General features: G+C 37.3%; 16 protein-coding genes and 1 pseudogene. 13 read left to right on the forward strand and 4 right to left on the reverse strand.

The window, feature by feature from the left end; translation table 11 throughout:
* The first annotated feature begins 82 nt into the window (after positions 1 to 82).
* The 11 genes from CYL18_RS19240 to CYL18_RS06290 all read left to right on the forward strand — a co-directional run bounded on the left by CYL18_RS19240 (position 83) and on the right by CYL18_RS06290 (position 12,972).
* A complete protein-coding gene (locus CYL18_RS19240) occupies positions 83 to 244 on the forward strand; it encodes a hypothetical protein (RefSeq protein WP_161497090.1) in 162 nt (53 codons plus the stop codon).
* Between the two features lie 100 nt (positions 245 to 344).
* Positions 345 to 1,235, forward strand: a complete 891-nt coding sequence (gene galU / locus CYL18_RS06240) for a UTP--glucose-1-phosphate uridylyltransferase GalU (RefSeq protein ID WP_104848621.1) — start codon at positions 345 to 347, stop codon at positions 1,233 to 1,235.
* 876 nt (positions 1,236 to 2,111) lie between these two features.
* Positions 2,112 to 3,215, forward strand: a complete 1,104-nt coding sequence (locus CYL18_RS19245) for a hypothetical protein (RefSeq protein WP_161497091.1) — start codon at positions 2,112 to 2,114, stop codon at positions 3,213 to 3,215.
* Positions 3,205 to 3,750, forward strand: a complete 546-nt coding sequence (locus CYL18_RS06255; RefSeq protein ID WP_104848623.1) for a hypothetical protein — start codon at positions 3,205 to 3,207, stop codon at positions 3,748 to 3,750. The genes CYL18_RS19245 and CYL18_RS06255 overlap by 11 nt, the downstream gene beginning before the upstream one ends.
* Before the next feature lie 18 nt (positions 3,751 to 3,768).
* Positions 3,769 to 4,521 carry a signal peptidase I gene (locus CYL18_RS06260; RefSeq protein ID WP_104848624.1) on the forward strand — a complete coding sequence of 251 codons (753 nt, stop codon included), beginning with the start codon at positions 3,769 to 3,771 and terminating at the stop codon, positions 4,519 to 4,521.
* Positions 4,522 to 4,532: 11 nt separating this feature from the next.
* Positions 4,533 to 5,747 (forward strand): TasA family protein, encoded by a 1,215-nt coding sequence (locus tag CYL18_RS06265; RefSeq protein ID WP_104848625.1) that lies wholly within the window; start codon positions 4,533 to 4,535, stop codon positions 5,745 to 5,747.
* A 109-nt stretch (positions 5,748 to 5,856) separates the two neighbouring features.
* Positions 5,857 to 6,627, forward strand: coding sequence for a hypothetical protein (locus CYL18_RS06270; protein ID WP_104848626.1), 771 nt, complete (start codon positions 5,857 to 5,859; stop codon positions 6,625 to 6,627).
* Between the two features lie 455 nt (positions 6,628 to 7,082).
* Positions 7,083 to 7,859: a hypothetical protein gene (locus CYL18_RS06275; protein WP_104848627.1), complete on the forward strand. Its 777-nt coding sequence runs from the start codon at positions 7,083 to 7,085 to the stop codon at positions 7,857 to 7,859.
* 74 nt (positions 7,860 to 7,933) lie between these two features.
* Positions 7,934 to 8,344 carry a hypothetical protein gene (locus CYL18_RS06280; protein ID WP_104848628.1) on the forward strand — a complete coding sequence of 137 codons (411 nt, stop codon included), beginning with the start codon at positions 7,934 to 7,936 and terminating at the stop codon, positions 8,342 to 8,344.
* Positions 8,344 to 8,943 carry a hypothetical protein gene (locus CYL18_RS06285; protein ID WP_104848629.1) on the forward strand — a complete coding sequence of 200 codons (600 nt, stop codon included), beginning with the start codon at positions 8,344 to 8,346 and terminating at the stop codon, positions 8,941 to 8,943. Before CYL18_RS06280 ends, CYL18_RS06285 begins: the two co-directional genes overlap by 1 nt.
* A gap of 687 nt (positions 8,944 to 9,630) precedes the next feature.
* Positions 9,631 to 12,972, forward strand: a complete 3,342-nt coding sequence (locus tag CYL18_RS06290; protein ID WP_104848630.1) for an Ig-like domain-containing protein — start codon at positions 9,631 to 9,633, stop codon at positions 12,970 to 12,972.
* A gap of 269 nt (positions 12,973 to 13,241) precedes the next feature.
* Here the strand turns inward: CYL18_RS06290 and CYL18_RS06295 are convergent.
* A pseudogene (locus CYL18_RS06295) lies at positions 13,242 to 14,435 on the reverse strand (CDP-glycerol glycerophosphotransferase family protein); the annotation flags it as partial.
* A gap of 211 nt (positions 14,436 to 14,646) precedes the next feature.
* On the opposite strand from CYL18_RS06295, the gene wecB reads away from it, so the two are divergent.
* Positions 14,647 to 15,795 carry a non-hydrolyzing UDP-N-acetylglucosamine 2-epimerase gene (gene wecB / locus CYL18_RS06300; RefSeq protein ID WP_104848632.1) on the forward strand — a complete coding sequence of 383 codons (1,149 nt, stop codon included), beginning with the start codon at positions 14,647 to 14,649 and terminating at the stop codon, positions 15,793 to 15,795.
* An 81-nt stretch (positions 15,796 to 15,876) separates the two neighbouring features.
* Here the strand turns inward: wecB and tagD (CYL18_RS06305) are convergent, their stop codons facing one another.
* From tagD (CYL18_RS06305) to CYL18_RS06315, 3 genes are all read right to left on the reverse strand, one after another.
* A complete protein-coding gene (gene tagD / locus CYL18_RS06305) occupies positions 15,877 to 16,272 on the reverse strand; it encodes a glycerol-3-phosphate cytidylyltransferase (RefSeq protein ID WP_104848633.1) in 396 nt (131 codons plus the stop codon).
* A 423-nt stretch (positions 16,273 to 16,695) separates the two neighbouring features.
* Entirely contained in the window at positions 16,696 to 17,094 is a 399-nt protein-coding gene (gene tagD, locus CYL18_RS06310; RefSeq protein ID WP_104848634.1) for a glycerol-3-phosphate cytidylyltransferase, read from the reverse strand.
* A gap of 197 nt (positions 17,095 to 17,291) precedes the next feature.
* On the reverse strand, positions 17,292 to 18,320 hold the full coding sequence (locus CYL18_RS06315) for a C40 family peptidase (RefSeq protein WP_104848635.1): 1,029 nt from the start codon (positions 18,318 to 18,320) through the stop codon (positions 17,292 to 17,294).
* Positions 18,321 to 18,483: 163 nt separating this feature from the next.
* Between CYL18_RS06315 and CYL18_RS06320 the strand changes: the two genes are divergently transcribed.
* Complete coding sequence (locus CYL18_RS06320) at positions 18,484 to 20,397, forward strand: S8 family serine peptidase (protein ID WP_104848636.1); 1,914 nt, start codon at positions 18,484 to 18,486, stop codon at positions 20,395 to 20,397.
* The last annotated feature ends 27 nt before the right edge of the window (positions 20,398 to 20,424 follow it).

The following is a 20,424-nucleotide window of genomic DNA, read 5'->3' on the forward strand; positions in this document are numbered from 1 at the left end:
TGATGAATATTTATACCTAATATGATTCCAAATCATGCTAAAATTATGATTTGATTAATATCTTTAGGAGGACTAATGAATCATGTCTAACCGCATAAATGGAAAGACGGAAAAGAGAGATGTGGAATTTGCCAATTTAGTAAAATCTGCATACAAGAGTGGAACAGCTTCTAGAGATATTACAGTCAATGAGTTTGTTGAAGAAATAAAAGTTGAATTGATTAAGATTATACATAGGTCTTAGGGTCTAGTGTAAGATAAGTATTTACTTATTAGCCATCATTTGTAAGGGTCATTTTGATAGATTCACAGTAAATAATAATGTATAAAAAGGGAGAGTTTGTGTGAAAAAGGTTAGAAAAGCAATTATTCCAGCAGCTGGATTAGGGACACGGTTCCTGCCTGCAACGAAATCTGTACCGAAAGAAATGCTTCCAATCATCGATAAGCCGACCATTCAATACATTATTGAAGAAGCTGTCGCAGCTGGAATCGAGGATATCATCATTATTACCGGTAAGGGTAAGCGTGCGATTGAGGATCACTTCGACCGTGCTTTAGAGCTTGAGCAAAACCTCCTTGAGAAAGGAAAATTTGATATTCTCGAAAAGGTTCAATACTCATCCGATCTCGCGAATATCCACTATGTTAGACAAAAGGAAGCACGCGGGCTTGGTCATGCCGTTTGGTGCGCACGTAATTTCATTGGTGATGAGCCATTTGCCGTTCTTCTTGGCGATGATATCGTACAAAGTGATACACCGTGCATCAAGCAACTGATCAATCAGTATGAAGAGACGGGTTCATCCGTGATTGGCGTGCAACAAGTACCTGAAAACGAGACGCATCGCTATGGGATTATTGATCCGAGCATGCAGGAAGGCAGACGCTACCAGGTTGCGAACTTTGTTGAGAAGCCAGCGCAAGGCACGGCGCCATCCAATTTGGCGATCATGGGTCGTTATCTGCTAACTCCGGAGATTTTTGAGATTCTGGAGAACCAAGAAACAGGTGCAGGTGGAGAAATCCAGCTGACTGATGCCATCCAAACCTTGAATCAATCTCAAGAAGTCTATGCTTATGATTTCGAGGGACAGCGACATGATGTCGGAGAAAAAATCGGTTTCGTCAAAACTACGATTGACTTTGCGCTTCAGCACGAGGACCTTCGTGATGAAGTCTTGGAAATTATGGAGCAATACGTGAAGAGTTATACAGAATTGAAAGTGAAATAACCGTTATTATCTTATTTTATATAGTATAGAAGAACGCACGAGTTTGCTCGTGCGTTCTTTTTGCATGCGATGAATGGTTAATGTTAGTGAAGTGTCAATTTCCCTTCTTAATTACCACCTGATGAAACTATATTGCTGTTTATAGGGGCATGATGACGTACTATTAGCCTAAATTCCTCTTGCTGCCTGCCTATGATATAACAGGGCTAACATTTCTCTCACAATTAGAGGCTTCTCGTTAATTTGCAAACTTATGGGAAGCCTCTTTTTTATTTCTTTCGTTACATACATGCAGGTAAACATTTTCGTGACTTCATCATTACGGTGATTTAACCGGTCCATCACCTTCCTAGCTAATATATATAGTTAATAGAAAACAACACTTAGTTGGTTTGCATTGCTTGTTAAAAGCTTGGCAGGCATAAAAATTAAAATATTTTTTTAATATATTAAATGATTGGTATAGAAACAAGTTTTATTGGGGATGTAATGGCAGATCTGCAGGTTAACTTTCATTTATAAATTTAGGTATTATAAAGTTTAATAGAATAGCGATAAATTTCGGTAAAGAGAGCAAATTTGGTTTAAAAAATATTTCCCCAAAAAAGTTTTATTGATATAATAATAAAAGAATGAAAACTTCTGAAAATGTATATTTTTTCAATATACAGATTTGCTAGAGTAAGATATAAATCATTACGATTAACAGCTATATAGTGTTTATATTTAGAGATTGCAAGTAATCACATTGCTAAATTTATTGAAAATTGGAGTACGCATAACTGCAGGCTACTCCGTTTTAATGTGTATTCCTTTAAAATTGGAATGCATTTTTTGTTTCTAAAGGTTTGAAAAAAGAAACATGGAGGAAGGTCAGTGGAACGTGATAAAAAATACAAAAAGATAATAACCATGCTATTGATCCTACTATGCATAAGCCTTATTGCTTTAACAGGATTGGAGATATATAAACATTTTGCATCGAAAGAATCGACATCTGTTAGTGTGCCTGAAAATTTCATTATCCCTGAAGAAGGCGGTAATACCAATAATCAAACAGAGAATACGGAAAATATTACTGGAATAGATAGCAGCATTTCTTTGAACGAAGGCACAAATGATGACTTAAACAATGATTCGAACGAAGGCACAAATGATGACTCAAACGATGATTTAAACGAAGGCACAAATGATGACTCAAACGATGATTCGAACGAAGGCACAAATGATGACTCAAACGATGATTCGAACGAAGGAACAAATGATGACTCAAATGATGATTCAGACGAAGGAACAAATGATGACTCAAACGATGATTCGAACGAAGGCACAAATGATGACTCGAATGATGATTCAGACGATGATTTAAATGATGATTCAAATAATGATTCGAATGATGGTCCTAACGATAGCGACAGTGACAGTAGTAAGCCTGCATCAACCGTTATATCGCTTCATAAAGGGCAGTTCACTGATAATGCGCCTTTTAAGGTAATCAATATGTTGCCAGGTGATTCAGAAGTAAAGAATTTCTGTCTTAAGGTGTCATATAAAAACTCCAGTACAATTAAATTTTCTGTAGATTTACATAACAAACCAGAAAAATTATTAGAAGTATTGAAACTAAAGGTTGTTCTTCTTAATAGTGGAGATGTTCTATATGACGGACTAATAAGAGATGTGGGTGAATTAGAAACATATACTTTGAAAGAATCAGATACTGCAAAAACGGAAGAATTGTATTACGAAATTTCCGCCTATCTTGATACTGCGGTTGGAAATGAGTATATGGGAAGTACGGAATTGAAAGCTGATTTTAAATGGTGGGTAGATGAAAAAGCTAATTTAGTTCGTGCACCTGGTAAGCTAGATTATTCAAATGTTGCTTTATCGCTTGGTTTAATAACAGGTTCACTGCTGATATTGAAACTCTCCTTCCGAAAAAACAAAAAAATAGGGGGCGAGCCAGATGCAAAATAATCAACAAACAGGCAAAAAGTTGAAAACAAGTGTTGCTGCAATTGTCATACTTTCTATTTGCCTATGTATTTCTACTTTTGCTCTTGTATGGTCAATGGTGTGGGTAAATAGCAATATTTTTAGTGTCGGGGAAATAGATATTGATCTAAATGATGGTAAGCCGGTTATTGAGGAACATGAGTATCTTTTTAAGCCGGGTATGACTGTTGTAAAGGATTTCTTTCTTGAAAACAATAGCACATGTGAAGCTTATTACAAGATATATTTTGATGACATAAAAGGCGGACTTGCTGATGTAATTGAAGTGGCCATTCGTGACGATCAACAAGTTCTGTTTTTTGGAAAACCGAGCGAACTCACAAAACAGAAGGTATCTTCAGCTGATGATCCATTAAGTTTAGATGAAAAAAAAGAATTGGAAATTGAGTTCTATTATCCAAAAGAGAGCGGTAGTACGGAAGATGCGACACTAACATTTACCCTTTGTGCAGATGCCGTACAAACAAAAAATAATCCGACTAGAGAATTTGACTAAGGAGGAAACAACAAGGAAATGAAAAAAGCATTACATACCATAAAAGCCATCGTGACGTGGTTCCTTATGGTAGCGAGTATAGGGATGATGGTGTTTACCATTATCTCTGTAACGACCTTTGATCAGCCGGACCGAAATCTTTTTGGGTATAAACCCTTTATTGTCTTATCTGATTCCATGAGTAAGACAGATTTTAATGCAGGGGATTTAGTTCTTATAAAAGAGATAGATCCGTCAACCTTGAAGGAAGGAGATATTATTGCCTATACTTCCACAGATTCTGACAATTACGGAGAAACGGTCACTCATAAAATCAGGAGTTTAACAACGGATGCGAATGGAAATCCCGGATTCATTACATATGGAACAACGACAAATACAGATGATGAAACAGTAGTTACACACGAATATGTATTAGGTAAATATGAAACTCACATTCCAAAAGTGGGTACGTTCTTCCAGTTTTTAAAAACTACACCAGGATATATTTGCTGTATTTTCATTCCGTTTATGCTGTTAATTCTCATTCATTTAATAGATAGTATTCGATTATTTAGAAAATACAAATCTGAGCAAAAAGCCGAGCTGCAAGCAGAGAGAGATGAAATTGCAAAAGAACGAGCTGAATCTCAAAAGATGATGGAAGAGCTCTTAAAATTAAAAGAACAGCTTGGAACGACTACCATTGGTGTAAACAGCAATGATGCTGCTACATATACACAAGGTAACGATGGAGAGGGGAATCTCTCGACTGATACCAAAATATTTTAGGAGGAGAAAGAATGAAAAAAGGATCAACTAAAAGAGCGTTAGTTACGAGCATAGTATCAACATGTGCAAGCGTAACAATGCTAGCCGGTGCAACATTTGCTTGGTTTACGGATACAGCAAGCACAGGTGTAAACAAAATTCAAGCAGGGACTCTGGACATTGCACTTTTAAACGCAGCAGGAAATTCTGTTGAAGGTGAAACGCTTAACTGGAAGACTGCTGATGGAAGATCAGAAATCCTTTGGGAGCCGGGTGCTACATACGATTTAGAACCAGTGACTGTAAAGAATAATGGTAACCTAGCAGCTAAGTATAAAGTTCTCATTACTGGCATCGATGGTGATGCAGAGCTAAACGAAGCTATTGATTGGAAAATTGCTGGTGCGGATATTGATAAGGAATACAAATTAGCTGCCGGTGCTTCTGAAAAGATTACTATCAGCGGTACCATGAAAAGAACTGCTGGTAATGAATATCAGGGTAAATCAATTGAAGATATTTCAATTACAGTAGTTGCAACTCAAGATACTGTAGAAAAAGATAGCTACAATAACCAATATGATAAAAATGCTGCATATAATCAATATACTGTAGTTACAAATACGAAAGAGACACAAGATGCAGTTAAAGAAGGTAAAGATGTTATTCTTGATTCTGATTTAGTTGTAAAGAAAGAAGCGCTTGGTAGTTCAGGATATGGTGCAACAGGAATTGAACAACATAATGGTGGTGTGATTGACGGTAACGGAAAAACTCTTTCTGTTAAAGGTGCAAATGGTACCTGGGATAGTGCTCTCTCTACTAAAGGTGGTACAATTAAAAATTTAACCATTGATAGTGGCTTCCGTGGTATTTTTATTGGTGGGGCTAAAAGTGACGTAATTGTTGATAATGTTACTATTGACGGACCTGTTTATACGATAAGCTGTGACGCTGGTGGAGGCAAAAAGCTTATTGTTACTAATTCTACATTAAATGGTTGGACTTCTTATGCAGGTACCCTTTCAGAAGTTTCTTTCACAAATTGTAACTTCGGTGAGGGTGCCGGTTATAAGTTTATGCGTCCATACGCCAAAACAAGTCTCACAAATTGTGAGTTTGTAGAAGGATTCAAAATTGATGCAAGGGCTGAAACCACTGTGAAAAACTGTAAAGTTGGCGGCACATTGGTTACTGAAGATAATGTAGGTTCTCTATTAGGTGCAAATGTAAAGGTCGTAAACTAAGGGTTGGTCCTCTCCCGTGTCCATTCACGGGAGGGGCAATCAAAGGGCATAAACAGTCTTTGTGCCTTTTGATTGCTCAATTACTGCATTTTTTAAGGAGCGAGAGGGATTGAAATTATTATTTAAATCTAAAAATATAAAAGAGAGTAACAGTATGGTTAAGATGCTTATGCCCTCCTTGTTGGGATTGGCTTTATGCATAATCTGCTTAATGGGTACAACATGGTCTTGGTTTACAGACAACGTTACCGCTTCTGTACAAAATATAAAAGCTGCCGATTACAGTATTATTGTTGATATTAAAGACGGAGAAGAACTGGAATACGGAAAATATAGTCTCTCTCAGATGACAGAGGGAAAAGGGTATCCCGTTACTGTAAAGGCAAGTGGTACGGCAAGCACAGGGTATTTTAGTATCTCAGGGCCGGAGGGTTTTTTACCATTATACAGTACTCAGTTAGCGCCAGGAGAAGTAATTACGTTTACTTTTTATCCTAATACAACAGGGGAATACTATTTTGAAAGTGCATGGGGAACGTATAGCGGAGAAAACACAATTAGAAATACTGATATAATTGGAACACCAAAACCATCAGAAGAGAAAATGGATGCTACGGAAGGATTAGAAGACACGAATCTATTGGGTGATTCTGTAGATTCAACACCTGTACCTAAACCAAATGAAGAAGAAAATATAGATATAGATATAACTGAAGGTTCAGATGAAGAAATCAACAAAGATCTAGATGGGGATATAGATGAAATACCTTCTACTGCTCAGCTAACTGAAGTTCCTGATGATATAGAAGGAAGTGTAGAGAAACCAGCAATTGAAACGACAGAAGGTACTTTGGGAAATGCAGGACAGAACCAAGAATAATTAAAATGAAACACGACAGTCATATTTTTGAATGTCGTGTTTTGCACTAACTATTGTTGGACGCAGTTTTAGTCTACTGCTACAGTTCCTGATAGAGTTTTAGTTGATCAAAAGTGAAATGCTCGCATTTTGTTCATAGCATAAGTACTATTAGAGGCTTCTCATTAATTGACTTAATTAATGAGAAGCTTCTTTTTTCATTTTTTGGTTACATTCAGATAAACGTTCTTTATTGTTTTAGCAATACATTGACCTAACCGGTCCGTATTAAGAGAGTGAAAGAAATTTTAAAATAGTATTTAATACTTGTTTAAATTTTTATGTATATAAATATCGTGTAATTATTTGTTAATGAATGTTATTTAAGTTATATTGATATATTAAAATGACCTATGATATAATGGCCTGAGCAAAAAATATACATTAAATACAATTTTAGCAAGGGAGTAAATGGAATGAATTTGAAAGCAACAATATTAGGTGCAGTAGGCGTAACAGCTGTAGCAGGAACATTGATATTCAATACAGATGCAGCTGAAAAGGTAATGAATAACATCGAAGCATTAAAATCAAAAATACAAGAATTTGCTCAAAATGATGCTGCATTAGTTGAAAAATATAATAAGTTAAGAGAAGACGCGCAAACAAAAATTGCTGAATTAGAAGAACAATTAAAAAATAATACAACTTCGTCAGATGCTGAAAAAGCAGAATTACAGGCGGAAATCGCAAGACTAGAAGGGCAATTAAAATTAGCTAATGCAGCAATTGAAGGTTTAGAAATACAATCAAATAAAGCTGTTGAGGTAGCAAATAGTTATACGATGACAAGTGCAGATTCTCTACCAGGATTAGATGGAGAGATTGTTGCGGAAGAAAAAATAGCAACAGCAAAAGCGCATTTCTATGCAGGACATACCCAAGTTGATATAACGCCAAAAGAAGATATAAATCTAGGCCTTTTATCATCAAAAGGGAATATCGTCGTTAAGTTTATTGATGCTAATGGAGATACAGTACAAACCAAAAATAAATCTTGGGCTGGATACTTAAATGACTCCCAAGGTAACAAATATGGTAAAGGCACTAACGTACCATCCAATAATTATTCGAATGATTTAAAGGCTGGAAAAACTTATACCACAACTCTAAATAAAGATAATGTGGCTAAGGTTATCGTTACAGTAACTACTAATAATAACGAAGTAAAGACGATAGAGCTGACAAAATAAAACACTATAATAATTAAAATAAGGACTAATTTTATTAGTCCTTATTTTAAATTTGGATATAAAGGGAGAAAAAGATGAGTAAGACTTTAGCTAGTGTTGTAATTGGGTTGGTTGGCAGTGCTGTTCTAGCATCATCCGTTTTAGCTTCAGTGGCAGCTTTTGATTCTGCCCCAATAGAAAATATTGAAAAGGATATAAATATCTTAAAAGATAAAGTAGTAGCCTTTTCGCGTAATGAGGAAAAAATCATAGATAAGTATATGAAATTATATAAAGAGTACACCAAGTTAAAAGAAGCTACTGATAAAGAGGATAGTAATAGTCTAGAATCAGAGGTTAATCGTTTAAAGAAAGAATTAGAGAAGCGAGAACAAGATAAACAAGAACAAGAAAGCTATATAAAAGAATTAGAAGAACAAATACAAAGCTTAGAGTCCGTTCAAGAAGAGCCACCCCAGGTTAGTAATGAATTAGAGGTAGAATAATGGCAAATAATCGTTCAACTACTAAGAGCTCTAAGAAAACAAATGTAGTAATAGCAATTGTATTGGTATTGTTACTGGTATCGTTATTTTCATTTAAATCTTGCTCAAGAGATGAAAGTCTTGAGGATGAACAGGGGATTACAAATACAGTACCTAATGATGAGGGGAAAGATAGAGAAGAAAATGTAGCTCAAGAAAATAGTGATCAAACGAATAAGAATGAAAGTGGTTCACTAAATAGTAATTCCGAAAATAGTACTGCGAATATGACACAAAGTAACAGTGGTAATAATGATGTTTCATCTAGCGTTTCGCAAGGCAATCTCAATCAGAGTGATACTAATCAAAATGATAGCGATATTGATAATGGTGGAGGAAGTAACACGCAAGATAATGGGAGTAATAATGATCATTCATCAGGTGGTTCTCAAGATAGCCATGATCAAATAGGTCCGGTTCCGAATCCACAACAGCCAAATGTACCAGAAAGTGATGCAAGCGGAAGTAAATTAAGTTTATTATATGATGAATTGATTAAGGCTAATAAGACATTCCAATACTTATTAGAATTAACTAATGAGATATTAGAAAATTATTAAACAACTTTTTTGAAATTCAATGTTCATTAATGAAAAAGGATAACCTAAGTAGGTTGTCTTTTTATAAGTAAGAAATAGCTATTTTGGCTCAAAGATAAATACTGTTTTGTCATATTTCTACTTCAAAATCGAATCTAATATGTTTTCATTTAACTTAAGAAACGGTAAATAAAGATTATGAACTATCTGACCAATGGAATGCTCTATACACTCCAGACATGTGGAGAACGTCGCAAAGCTTGTATTGTAATAAGGCAGTAAGCCCTCTTAGGTAGGGGGGCGCTGCCTTTTTATGTTTCCGGTATCGGATTTATAAACGTGTATTGGATCCGGATGTGTCCTTCGACTGTACAAGTGATTTTCTTAACCGGTGAATAAAATGGTCAGCTCTTCAAGGTATGAGAGAACCTCAGTTTATTCCTCTTCAAATTAATTGATAACTTTCATCGGTGGATTATTTCAGATTAGAAGTGTGTTGGTAATTATTTTTTGAGTTTAAGAATAAGTGATTACCTTAAAATCTATATAATTTTCGATAAGGATAAGTGGAACTAGGTCTTCCCCAAAATTATCTATAATTTAATTTATCAAAATATATAATGAAATTATTATGTTAAAATAATATTATGGGTATCCCTGATAAGGGGATATGGCGTACTAATATTTAGTGGAGGAATAAGAATCATTATGAGAAAATTCACAAGGATTTTATCAATTAATCTAATTTTAATTATGGTTTTAAACTGTATTATACCTAATGTGTCAATATATGCAATTAGCGATGATGCATTTGAAGAAAATTTGAGTGTGAAATCAACAGAAATTGTAAATATAAAAGATGCTAATTTGAAAGCGCTTATTTGTAACAGCCTTGGAATAGACACTAGCAGTGAAATTACAACAAATGATATGCAGAATCTACATTCATTACATGGATATAATGAAAATATCACTGATTTATCAGGGATTGAGAACGCAATTAATTTAGAAGAATTAAGCTTGCCCAAAAATATGATTAGTGATTTAACTCCCCTAAAGGAATTAAATTCACTAGAAAGACTATATTTACAAGAAAACAAAATTACAGATTTGAGATCAATAAGTAATTTAAATCTGCAGGTACTGTATTTAGATGGGAATAACATAAAAGATATTTCACCGTTGAAAAGTAATTTAAATCTGCAGGTATTGTATTTAGGTGAGAATGATATAAAAGATATTTCGTCGTTGACGACTCTGGTTAATTTAGAGTGTTTAGAAATTAGCGGGAATCAAATAGCTGATTTTTCTCCAATACAAAGCTTGAAAAATCTTGAAAATTTTAGCGAAGGTATTCAAGAAATCCAATTAGATACTTTAATAATTGAAGAGGAGAAAAAAATAGATTACGAGGTTATTGACCTAAAAGATAGAAATGGAAATAGGAAAAACATAAATTACATCTCCCTTTATGATGGAAAAAGAACTCGAACATTTGATGTTATAGATAACAAGGCGAGTATTACTGTATATACAGCAGAAAACACCATGGGAGAAATAACATACCGGTATGATAGTGGTTTTAATGGAACTGTTACTGTAACACAGAAAGTTATTATTAATTCAGATGCCCCTATACAAACGGTTACACTTCCAGATTACACTGTGGATCAAGCAGTTCGAAATGAATTAGATATTGATGATGATGTACCGATTACGCCGCAAATATTAAACTCATTAGAAAGCTTGACTATCTGGGCTCAGGATAAAGTTGATTTAACGGGATTGGAGCATGCTAAAAACTTAGGAGGTTTTATCTTAAGGGGGGCAAAAGAAATAGAGGGTATAGATATACTTAATGGGCTACCTAATTTATCTTATATTGATATCTCCGATAGTAGTATTTTTAATGTTGATTTTACGAACGGATTTAGTAAATTAGAGCAACTGGTGATATCTAATTGTGAATTAGAACCAGAAAAACTAAATCTATCTTCATTAAGTAATTTAAGGTCATTAGGTTATGAGTATAATACAGGAGATTTGTGCTTCTTATCTAATCTAACTAATTTAGAATACTTAAGAGTTATCGGTTACGACTTTGAAGATTTGTCTATCCTAGAGAATTTAGTGAATTTAAAGACATTGGATTTAATTAATAATAATATAAAGGATATTAATGATGTTGTTAAATTTTCCAATTTGTCTGCGCTGAATTTAAATAACAATCAGATTGAAAATATAGAACCGATATCGCAACTTTCAAAATTAGAATATCTGTATCTTAGTGATAATAAAATAAAAGATATTAGTCCGTTGAATAATCTTTATCAATTAGAAACTATTTATTTGCAACGTAATCAAATTACAGATGTTCGTCCAATTAAAGATTTAACAGCATATATTTCTATGGATGATCAATTTGTAGAATTAGAAGAAGTGGGGGAAGTAAAGCCGGGGGATGACTTTACCTATATTCCTCCAGTTGTTTACGATAGAGACGGGACCAATTTAACTAGACACTCTAGTGTAAGTTTGTATAATATGCATGGAAATGATTCCGGTACTTATCAAGTTGAGCGAGGAAGAGCCATAATTAAAAGCATTCCTACTTATGGTGAACTAATACAATATGTAAGGGCAGAAAAAGATCAGCGATTTAGTTATAGTGCTCGAATATGTCAAAAGCTTTTGGGTAGTAAAATTAGACCATCGGTGACGGGAGTAAGTCATAATGGTATCTATAATAATCATGTAACTATTTATTTTGATAAAGGAATAGCTCATTTAATGAGTAATAATACCATAATAAATGAAATAGAAAATGGGACAACAATTTATGAAGAAGGCAACTATCAATTAATTGTAGAAGACGATTATGAAAATAAAACGGTAATAGATTTTAGAATTGACAAAACAGCGCCAGTAGTAGATGGAGTAAGTCAATACTATTACAATACTGATGTGATAGTAACGTTTGATGAAGGAAATGCAACGTTAAACGGTAAAGTTTTCACAAGTGGCAGCAAGGTAAGTGCTAATGGCGAGTATACGTTAGTCGTAACAGATGAGGCAGGAAATACAACAATAACGGTATTTATGATTGATAAAACAGCACCAGTAGTAGATGGAGTAAGTCACAATAAGTATTATAACAAAGATGTGATTATAACTTTTAATGAAGGAAATGCAACATTAAACGGTAATACTTTCACAAGTGGCAGCAAGGTAAGTGCTAATGGCAAGTATACATTAGTTGTAACAGATGAGGCAGGAAATAAAACAACAACGGTATTTACGATTGATAAAACAGCGCCTACATTATCTGTAAATCAGGTGAGTGATAAAAGCACAACAATAACGGGAACGACTGAAGCAAAAGCAACGGTGAAGTTATATCTGAATGGAAAATTACAAATAATAACCGTAAAGGCCGATTCGAAAGATAAGTTTGCTTTCAAAATCAGCAAGCAAAAAGCAGGAGTCGTTGTAAAGGTCGTCGCTACAGATGAGGCGAAAAATGCAACAACAAAGTCAACAACAGTAGTCGATAAGACAGCGCCTACATTATCTGTAAATCAGGTCAGTGATAAAAGCACAACAATAACAGGAACGACTGAAGCAAAAGCAACGGTGAAGTTATATCTGAATGGAAAATTACAAAAGACAACCGTAAAGGCCGATTCGAAAGGTAAGTTTTCTTTCAAAATCAGCAAGCAAAAAGCAGGAGTCGTTGTAAAGGTCGTCGCTACAGATGCAGCGAAGAATGCAACGACAAAGTCAATAAAGGTATTGGATAAAACAGCACCAGCAATACCAACTGTTAAAACGGTGAAGACAACAACCACAAAAGTAACAGGCACAGCTGAAAAAAATGCGACTGTTTATGTTTACAACGGAAAAACGAAGCTTGGTACAGCAAAAGTAAATGCAAAAGGCAGTTATAGTGTGAGTATCAAGAAGCAAAAGAATGGGGCTAAATTAACAATCTATGTTAAAGACTCAGCGGGGAACCAAAGTAAATCGAAAACAGTAACAGTTAAGAAATAATAAGAAAAAGGATAGTCTGATTTTATATGGTACCTGCTTTTAGGACAAGAGGATTCTATCTACAGGTACCATTTTAATATTACTAATGCTATCTTCTGCTTTTCATTATCTCGTATTTCAATGAGATATATGTAATGTTGATAAACCTACCAACAACCCGTATGTTGCCACATACAGTCCACACATGTAGATTTTTTTATCCCTTTATAACGAGCAACCTATATAGAGCCAAATAAAAGAGCTAGCAAAGCTAGCTCCCAAGATGTTCCTTATTTAAAAACCCTCTCCACAACCCGTTTTGCTGATTCACCGCATTCCCAGCTGCAGAATTGTTCATAAAAGGCTGGGTAATTAGCGTGCTTGCCATTTCGGTCAATCTCTTTAATCGTTTCAATGACTTTGTCAGAGGTTTTGACAATCGGGCCAGGTGCATTCTCTTCAAAGTCGAAGTAAAAGCCGCGCAGCTGGTCGCGATATGTGTCTAAATCATAGGTGAAGAAAATCATTGGCCGCCTTAAATTAGCAAAGTCAAAGAAGACGGAGGAATAGTCGGTAATGAGTAAATCAGAAATTAAATAGAGCTCATTTATGTCCCCATAGTGAGAGAAATCGTAGGCAAATCCCTCATAAGCTGAAAGGTCTAGATTTTCGGCGACAAGATAATGCATCCGAAGCAATATGATGTATTGATCGCCAAGCTCCTTTTTCATCTTATCTAAATCAAGCTGAATAGTGAATTTATATTTTCCGCGTGCGTAGAACTCATTATCGCGCCAAGTAGGTGCATAGAGAATGATTTTCTTATCAAGCGGCAACTTAAGGTGTTGCTTAATCACCATTGCTCTTCCTTCTGTGTCAGGTGCATGGAGAAGATCGTTGCGCGGATATCCGGATTCAATCATTTCCTTGTTGAATAGGAAGGCGCTTCTAAAAATAGCGGAAGAGTATGCGTTTGGGGAGATTAAATAATCCCAGTTGCTCGCTTCCTGTGTGAAGTTCCGTTTATAAGCTGCGGTGTTTGTGCCAGGCATATGAACTTCATCCATATCGTTGGCAAGCTTTTTTAATGGGGTACCGTGCCAAGTCTGTAAATACGTTGTATGCTTTGGCTTTGGAATCCAAAGTGGCAGGCGGCTGTTGCTGACCCAATATTGAGCTCGTGCCATAGCGAAAAGCCAGGGCAGTGTAAATCGTTTAACATATGGTATATGGCGGCTCTCGAAGGGTTCTGTCGAATGTTTGTCAACACTCCAGAGGAGTGTGTAGTCCGGTTTATGATCAATCATATATTCATAAATAGCCCGCGGGTTACAGCTATATTGTTTACCAAGATAGCTTTCAAATACAACCAACTTCTTCTTTGCCGGTAATTTTCCGACAATGAGAAAAGCTATTTTAAAAGCCCTTTGGACAAGCCCGCCGCTTCTTATAGCCCTGTATACTTTAGTTAATTGTTGTCGCAAGTCATTCGTGCGCATCTTTAACTCCTTATAGACGATAGGTTAATGTACTTCAATATTAAATTTTAGCATATTTTATCTATTATTTGCAGTTAGTATGGCTTTTTTATGGAAATATATAAAGGGGTTATGGATTTAAAGCATAATCAGGTAGACCCTTGTGAGAGGCTAATTTATACTAAAGACAGCATGGATGAATAAGGGAGTGAATGAAATGGGTAAGAAACTGAAGGTCATGACCGTTTTTGGAACAAGGCCGGAAGCTATCAAAATGGCTCCGCTTGTGAAGGAACTGGAGAAATATCCTAAATACATAGAACCGTATGTAACTGTAACGGCCCAGCATCGTCAAATGCTGGACCAGGTGCTGAATATATTTGAAATAAAACCGGATTACGACCTGAATATCATGAAGGATAAGCAAACCCTGACAGATATTACGACTAGGGCGCTGGAAGGATTGCATGAAGTGTTTGGCAAGGTAAAGCCTGATCTCGTACTCGTTCATGGGGATACGACAACGACCTTTGCCGCGAGCCTCGCTGCGTACTATCATTCCATCGCCGTCGGTCATGTCGAGGCAGGTCTTCGGACGCATAATAAATATTCGCCTTATCCAGAGGAAATGAACCGTCAGCTGACTGGTGTTCTTGCGGATTATCATTTCTCGCCGACCAAGCAGGCGAAGCAGAATCTGCTTGAGGAGAATAAGCAGGAGTCGTCTATTTATGTGACCGGCAATACGGCTATTGATGCACTTGCAACGACTGTGAAGGAGGACTACCATCATCCGGTGCTTGATAAACTTAGCGGTGACCGTCTCATCCTCATGACAGCCCATCGTCGCGAGAATATCGGTGAGCCGATGCGCCATATATTCCGTTCAATCAATCGATTGATTAACAAGTATTCGGATATCCAGGTTGTCTATCCGGTCCATATGAATCCGGTTGTGAGGGAGCTCGCAGGAGAGATTCTTGGGGAGAATGAGCGGGTTCATCTAATTGAACCGCTTGATGTCATTGATTTCCATAACTTTGCCTCTAGAGCATATTTAATCATGAGTGATTCAGGTGGTGTTCAGGAAGAAGCGCCATCCCTTGGTGTACCTGTCCTTGTGCTGCGTGACACGACCGAACGTCCGGAAGGGATTGCGGCTGGGACACTAAAGCTTGCGGGAACGGATGAGGAGACCATATTCCAGATGGCAGATGAGCTGCTCGCCAATAAAGAGGCACATGACAAAATGGCGAAGGCTTCAAATCCTTATGGGGACGGAAAGGCATCCGAAAGGATTGTACAAGCCATTCTGCAGGCAAATGGATTAGCAGCTGAACGACCGTCTGATTTTATAGTCAAATAAGTAAGTAGGGACAAGCGTGGATTTTAAATCGCTTGTCCCTTTACTTAATAAAAGCGCCTGTTTAAAAACAGGCACCTGCACTTATTTATTGACTGCTAATAAATCATTCTTAATTTGAGTTGTAGAAATCCCGATTGTACGAGGTAAATAGACAACTTCGCAATGTTCTTTCAAGAAATCGAATTTTCCTTCCCAGTCATCGCCCATGACGAATACATCGATGTCATGATCATTGACATCTTGAACTTTCTGTTCCCATGTGTGTTCAGGAATAACTTCATCCACATATCGGATGGCCTCAAGAATCATTTTGCGATTCTCGAAGCTGTGGTAAGACTTCTTGTTCTTTAACTTGTTAAATTCATCAGATGATATGGCAACAACTAGGTAGTCGCCCAAATCCTTTGCTCGTTTAAGCAAATTAATGTGACCCCAATGCAATAAATCAAATGTGCCATAAGTAATTACTTTCTTCATAAAGACCCCTCCTAAATAATTCTATCGCAGCCTTTTAAAGGCTTAGAGATAAATGGTATATATAAATGGTAAATAATGTCGTGTTTTGCTAAAGCAGTCCATGGTATTAATGATACGAAATACATGGTGTATTGTCTAGGATTATCTTAGAGAAGTGCTAGGAATTAGTCCTTTTTTGTAGAAAAAACACTAGGTGTAGTACCTAAATGTTAAAAGGGAAAAAGAGGTGGGGTGTGAGCTCTTAGTACTTTGACAGAAGCTTAGTCAGTTCTGTTGGGATAGAGATTGTATCATTCGCTTTTTTGGTTACGGATATTTCCAACTTCGTCTGGTTTGAGAAAGCAAGCATAATCCTAGTGTGATTGGGGATAATATATGGATACATAAAAAGCACTCGGATTTATATACGAGTGCTTATCTTAATTACTTATTATTTGTGGCTAATAAATCTTTCTTTATTTGGGTTGTAGAAATTCCGATGGTACGTGGAAGGTAAACAACTTCACAATAATCTTTTAGGAAATCGAATTTTCCTTTCCAATCATCTCCCATCACAAATATATCAATGTCATGTTCGATGACATCCTGAATCTTTTGCTCCCATGTGTTTTCAGGGATTACCTCGTCCACATAGCGGATGGCTTCTAGAATCATTTTACGGTTTTCGAAGCTATGGTAGGATTTCTTTTTCTTGAGTTTATTGAAATCATCAGATGATATGGCAACAACTAGGTAGTCGCCCATTTCTTTTGCCCGTTTGAGCAGGTTGATGTGACCCCAGTGCAGCAGATCAAATGTGCCGTACGTGATTACTTTCTTCATGATGGGTCTCCTCCTATGTCATTATTTAACTAGTGATTTCACTTTCCATAGACTTAGAGATAGACAATGATATGAGAATGCAAATGAACACTCTCTATATAGTAACCCATAAATAATCATATAAAACCTCTATGTAATTTGTCCAGTGATTATAGGAAAAAGAAAAGCGCTCGAAAAGGGCGCTTTTTTAGAAACTATTAATACAAACGTTTAAAAGCAGAAAAGTGCTTCTTGTAATAAGAATTATCCAAACTTACAATCCTCACGCCGCTATTATCCGCATTGATGAACTGATTATTCCCGATATAAATACCTAAGTGGGAGATTCCCTTCTTATACGTATTTTCAAAGAATACTAAGTCACCCGGCTTCGGTGTATTCACGTAGTAGGAGCGGTCGTAATAGCCTGCGGCCGAATAACGCCCAATCTTATGGCCTGCCTTATTGAATGCATAGTAAATGAAGCCGCTGCAGTCAAAGCCATTGATCGTTGTTCCGCCGAAGACGTATTTAATGCCAATCAGCTTCTTGCTCTCGGCAATGAGTTTGTTTACGAAGGCACTGGATTCAGATGGCGCTTCTTTTGCTGGCGGCGTCACAGATGGGGCTGGAGTTATCCCGCCAGATATCTGGAGCTTCTGTCCGACATAGATCATGTCAGATTTCAGGTCGTTTAATGATTTGAGTGAAGAGACGCTCATCCCATAAGCTTTCCCGATGGCACCTAATGTATCACCGCGTTTTACAGTGTAGGCTGTCGTGCTGCCGCTTTTTGGCGGGTTATCCTTCTTCGGTGGATTATTTTCCACCGGAGTGCTCGTAGAGAATCCTGATAGTCTCAATACCTGATTTGGGTAAATGATCGTGCTTTTTAAATTATTCCAGGCCATGAGGTTATTGACGGTTACCTTGTTTTTTGAGGCAATCTTTGAAAGATTATCTCCAGCGACCACTGTATAGGTCTTGGCTGAGCTTTTTGAAGGCTGCTTGTCCGGTTTGGCTGCAGCCTTTTTCTCTAGAAGAAGGACTTGGTTAGGGAAAATTAAATCAGATTTTAAATTGTTTAATTTCTTTAATGCTGCAACGGTTGTTCCGCTTTTATTAGCTATGGCTGATAAAGTATCGCCTTTTTTGATTGTGTAGGTTAAGGAATCAGCGGAAGCGGAACTGGCGTATGAAGTTGCCATGATGGCAACGGCAGCAAATGCGACTGCTTCTTTCTTCATTTTTTCGACTTCGCTCCTTTCAATTTGTCTACTATATTATAGTAACACAGGAAAAATTAAGATAAAACATGTTTCTACAGTAATGCGTAAAAAGTATCATGTTATTACATTATAAGAATGATAAACTAGAGAAAAATGGGTAATATACTGGAGGTTAAACGACATGAAAAGACTTATTTCCCTAATCGTGGTGCTCGTTTTCCTATTCGCAAGTCCATTGGCACATTTGTCATCGGGACATGCTGTCGGAAATTCTGTCAACCCGACTTTAGAACGAGTTATTGTAAAGATGGAGAACTTCCAGGGAATCAGTCGTTTGCTGAAGGCTGGTGCGACAGTCCTGGCTAAGCAGGATAAGCTCGTCACTCTGAAGAAACCATCAAATCAATCCATGACTGCCTTTTTGAAAGAGTTGGAGAGTCAGCCGGGTGTTGTCTATGCAGAGCCTGATTACACAGTAACCCGTAAGGTCATTCCGAATGATGAGAGATATGCCGAACAATGGCATCATCAAATCATTCACAGCGAGAGAGCGTGGGAGTCTGGTTTGGGCAGCGGACAAATCGTTGTTGCTGTCATAGATGATGGAATAGATGCCCAGCATCCCGATCTTAAAGGTAATATCGTCAAACCATTCAATGTTTTAACAAGCAATTCAAAAGTTCCTGTCGGTGAACACGGAACCCATGTTGGCGGCATTATCGCGGCAAGCGCCAATAATGGGGTTGGCGTCTCTGGAGTGGCTCCCGGTGCCAAAATTATGCCGGTCAATGTGTTTCGTGGGCAATTGGCGTATACCTCTGAAATCATCCGAGGAATAGAATACGCCGTCAAGAACGGAGCGGATATCATTAATATGAGCATGGGGATGGAGATGTATTCCAAAGCGTTAAATGAAGCCATCCAGAAGGCTTATAATAAGGGTGTATTGATTGTTGCGGCAGCAGGAAATGATGGGATCTACACGGTTAATTACCCGGCTGGCTATAATAATGTCATCTCAGTCGGTGCAACGACGCAATACGACGTCATGGCCAAGTACTCCAATTACGGCAGAACGGTTGATATTTTGGCACCAGGAACAGACATCCTGTCAACCTTACCGAAGGGGAAATATGGGACCTATTCAGGTACCTCGATGGCTACTCCAATTGTAGCCGGTGTCGCTGCGCTAATCTGGTCGAAGGAGCCGAAATTAACGGCCGAGCAGGTTACCCACCGTATACTTAATAAGGGCAAGAGGCTGAAGAATCCGCGGACAGGAAAGTATTATGACTACCCAAGGGTCGATGCAGCGAATGTGCTGAAATATCGTTTGCTCACTTCACCAAAGGTGGCAGATGTTACAGATAAACAAACGAAAATATCCTTGGCCTATTCAAGCGGTTTTCAAGGGAATATTTATGTGACGGTTAATGGGAAGACAATTACAAGGGCTGCTGACTACTCATCTGCTTTTTCCTTGGCGCTTGACGCAGGGAAAATGTCTGCTGGCAGCAAGGTTAGCGTGAAACTCATAGACCGAGAAGGCAATGAGAGCTGGCCGGTCACGAAAACGGTCAAGGACGTTACACCGCCAAATGCGCCGAAGGTTCAACAAGTGGCTGACAACAGTATGACCATAAAGGGAACGGCAGAGGCGGCAGCAGTCATCTCCATCAAAAATGGCAAACAAACCATTACGTGCGGAGCGGCAGACAAAGCCGGCAAGTATACACTTAAGCTGAAATCAAAGCAAAAGGCCGGATCCATTTTAATGGTTACGGCGACAGATAAAGCGAAGAATGTCAGCAAGGCAACAAAAGTCACTGTAAAGGATAAAACACCGCCAGCATTAAAGAAAATCAGTAAAATCACTCAAACAACGACAAAAATCACAGGAAAGACTGAGGCGAGGGCAAAGGTTATCCTAGAGGTTGGGAAAAAACAGTTGGCAAAGCCCGTGAAGGCAGACAAAAATGGCCAGTTTGCCATAAGCATCAAGAAGCAAAAGACCGGCACCGTCATCAAGGTCATTCTTATAGATGAAGCTGGCAATAAAAGCAAGGGTTATAACCAAAAAGTTCTGAAAAAATAGAATAGAAATAATTGTAAAAAGATACTA

It is taken from the genome of Pradoshia eiseniae, assembly GCF_002946355.1.
In the GTDB taxonomy this organism is placed as follows: Bacteria; Bacillota; Bacilli; order Bacillales; family Pradoshiaceae; genus Pradoshia; species Pradoshia eiseniae.

Bases quoted from the DNA above. Each gene is read 5' to 3' on its own strand.
- CYL18_RS06255 (WP_104848623.1), top strand. From the start codon at position 3,205: ATGCAAAATAATCAACAAACAGGCAAAAAGTTGAAAACAAGTGTTGCT.
- CYL18_RS06320 (WP_104848636.1), top strand. From the start codon at position 18,484: ATGAAAAGACTTATTTCCCTAATCGTGGTGCTCGTTTTCCTATTCGCA.
- CYL18_RS06315 (WP_104848635.1), bottom strand. From the start codon at position 18,320: ATGAAGAAAGAAGCAGTCGCATTTGCTGCCGTTGCCATCATGGCAACT.
- CYL18_RS06260 (WP_104848624.1), top strand. From the start codon at position 3,769: ATGAAAAAAGCATTACATACCATAAAAGCCATCGTGACGTGGTTCCTT.
- tagD (WP_104848634.1), bottom strand. From the start codon at position 17,094: ATGAAGAAAGTAATCACGTACGGCACATTTGATCTGCTGCACTGGGGT.
- CYL18_RS06280 (WP_104848628.1), top strand. From the start codon at position 7,934: ATGAGTAAGACTTTAGCTAGTGTTGTAATTGGGTTGGTTGGCAGTGCT.
- CYL18_RS06285 (WP_104848629.1), top strand. From the start codon at position 8,344: ATGGCAAATAATCGTTCAACTACTAAGAGCTCTAAGAAAACAAATGTA.
- wecB (WP_104848632.1), top strand. From the start codon at position 14,647: ATGGGTAAGAAACTGAAGGTCATGACCGTTTTTGGAACAAGGCCGGAA.
- CYL18_RS06265 (WP_104848625.1), top strand. From the start codon at position 4,533: ATGAAAAAAGGATCAACTAAAAGAGCGTTAGTTACGAGCATAGTATCA.
- CYL18_RS06290 (WP_104848630.1), top strand. From the start codon at position 9,631: ATGAGAAAATTCACAAGGATTTTATCAATTAATCTAATTTTAATTATG.
- tagD (WP_104848633.1), bottom strand. From the start codon at position 16,272: ATGAAGAAAGTAATTACTTATGGCACATTTGATTTATTGCATTGGGGT.
- CYL18_RS06275 (WP_104848627.1), top strand. From the start codon at position 7,083: ATGAATTTGAAAGCAACAATATTAGGTGCAGTAGGCGTAACAGCTGTA.
- CYL18_RS19240 (WP_161497090.1), top strand. From the start codon at position 83: ATGTCTAACCGCATAAATGGAAAGACGGAAAAGAGAGATGTGGAATTT.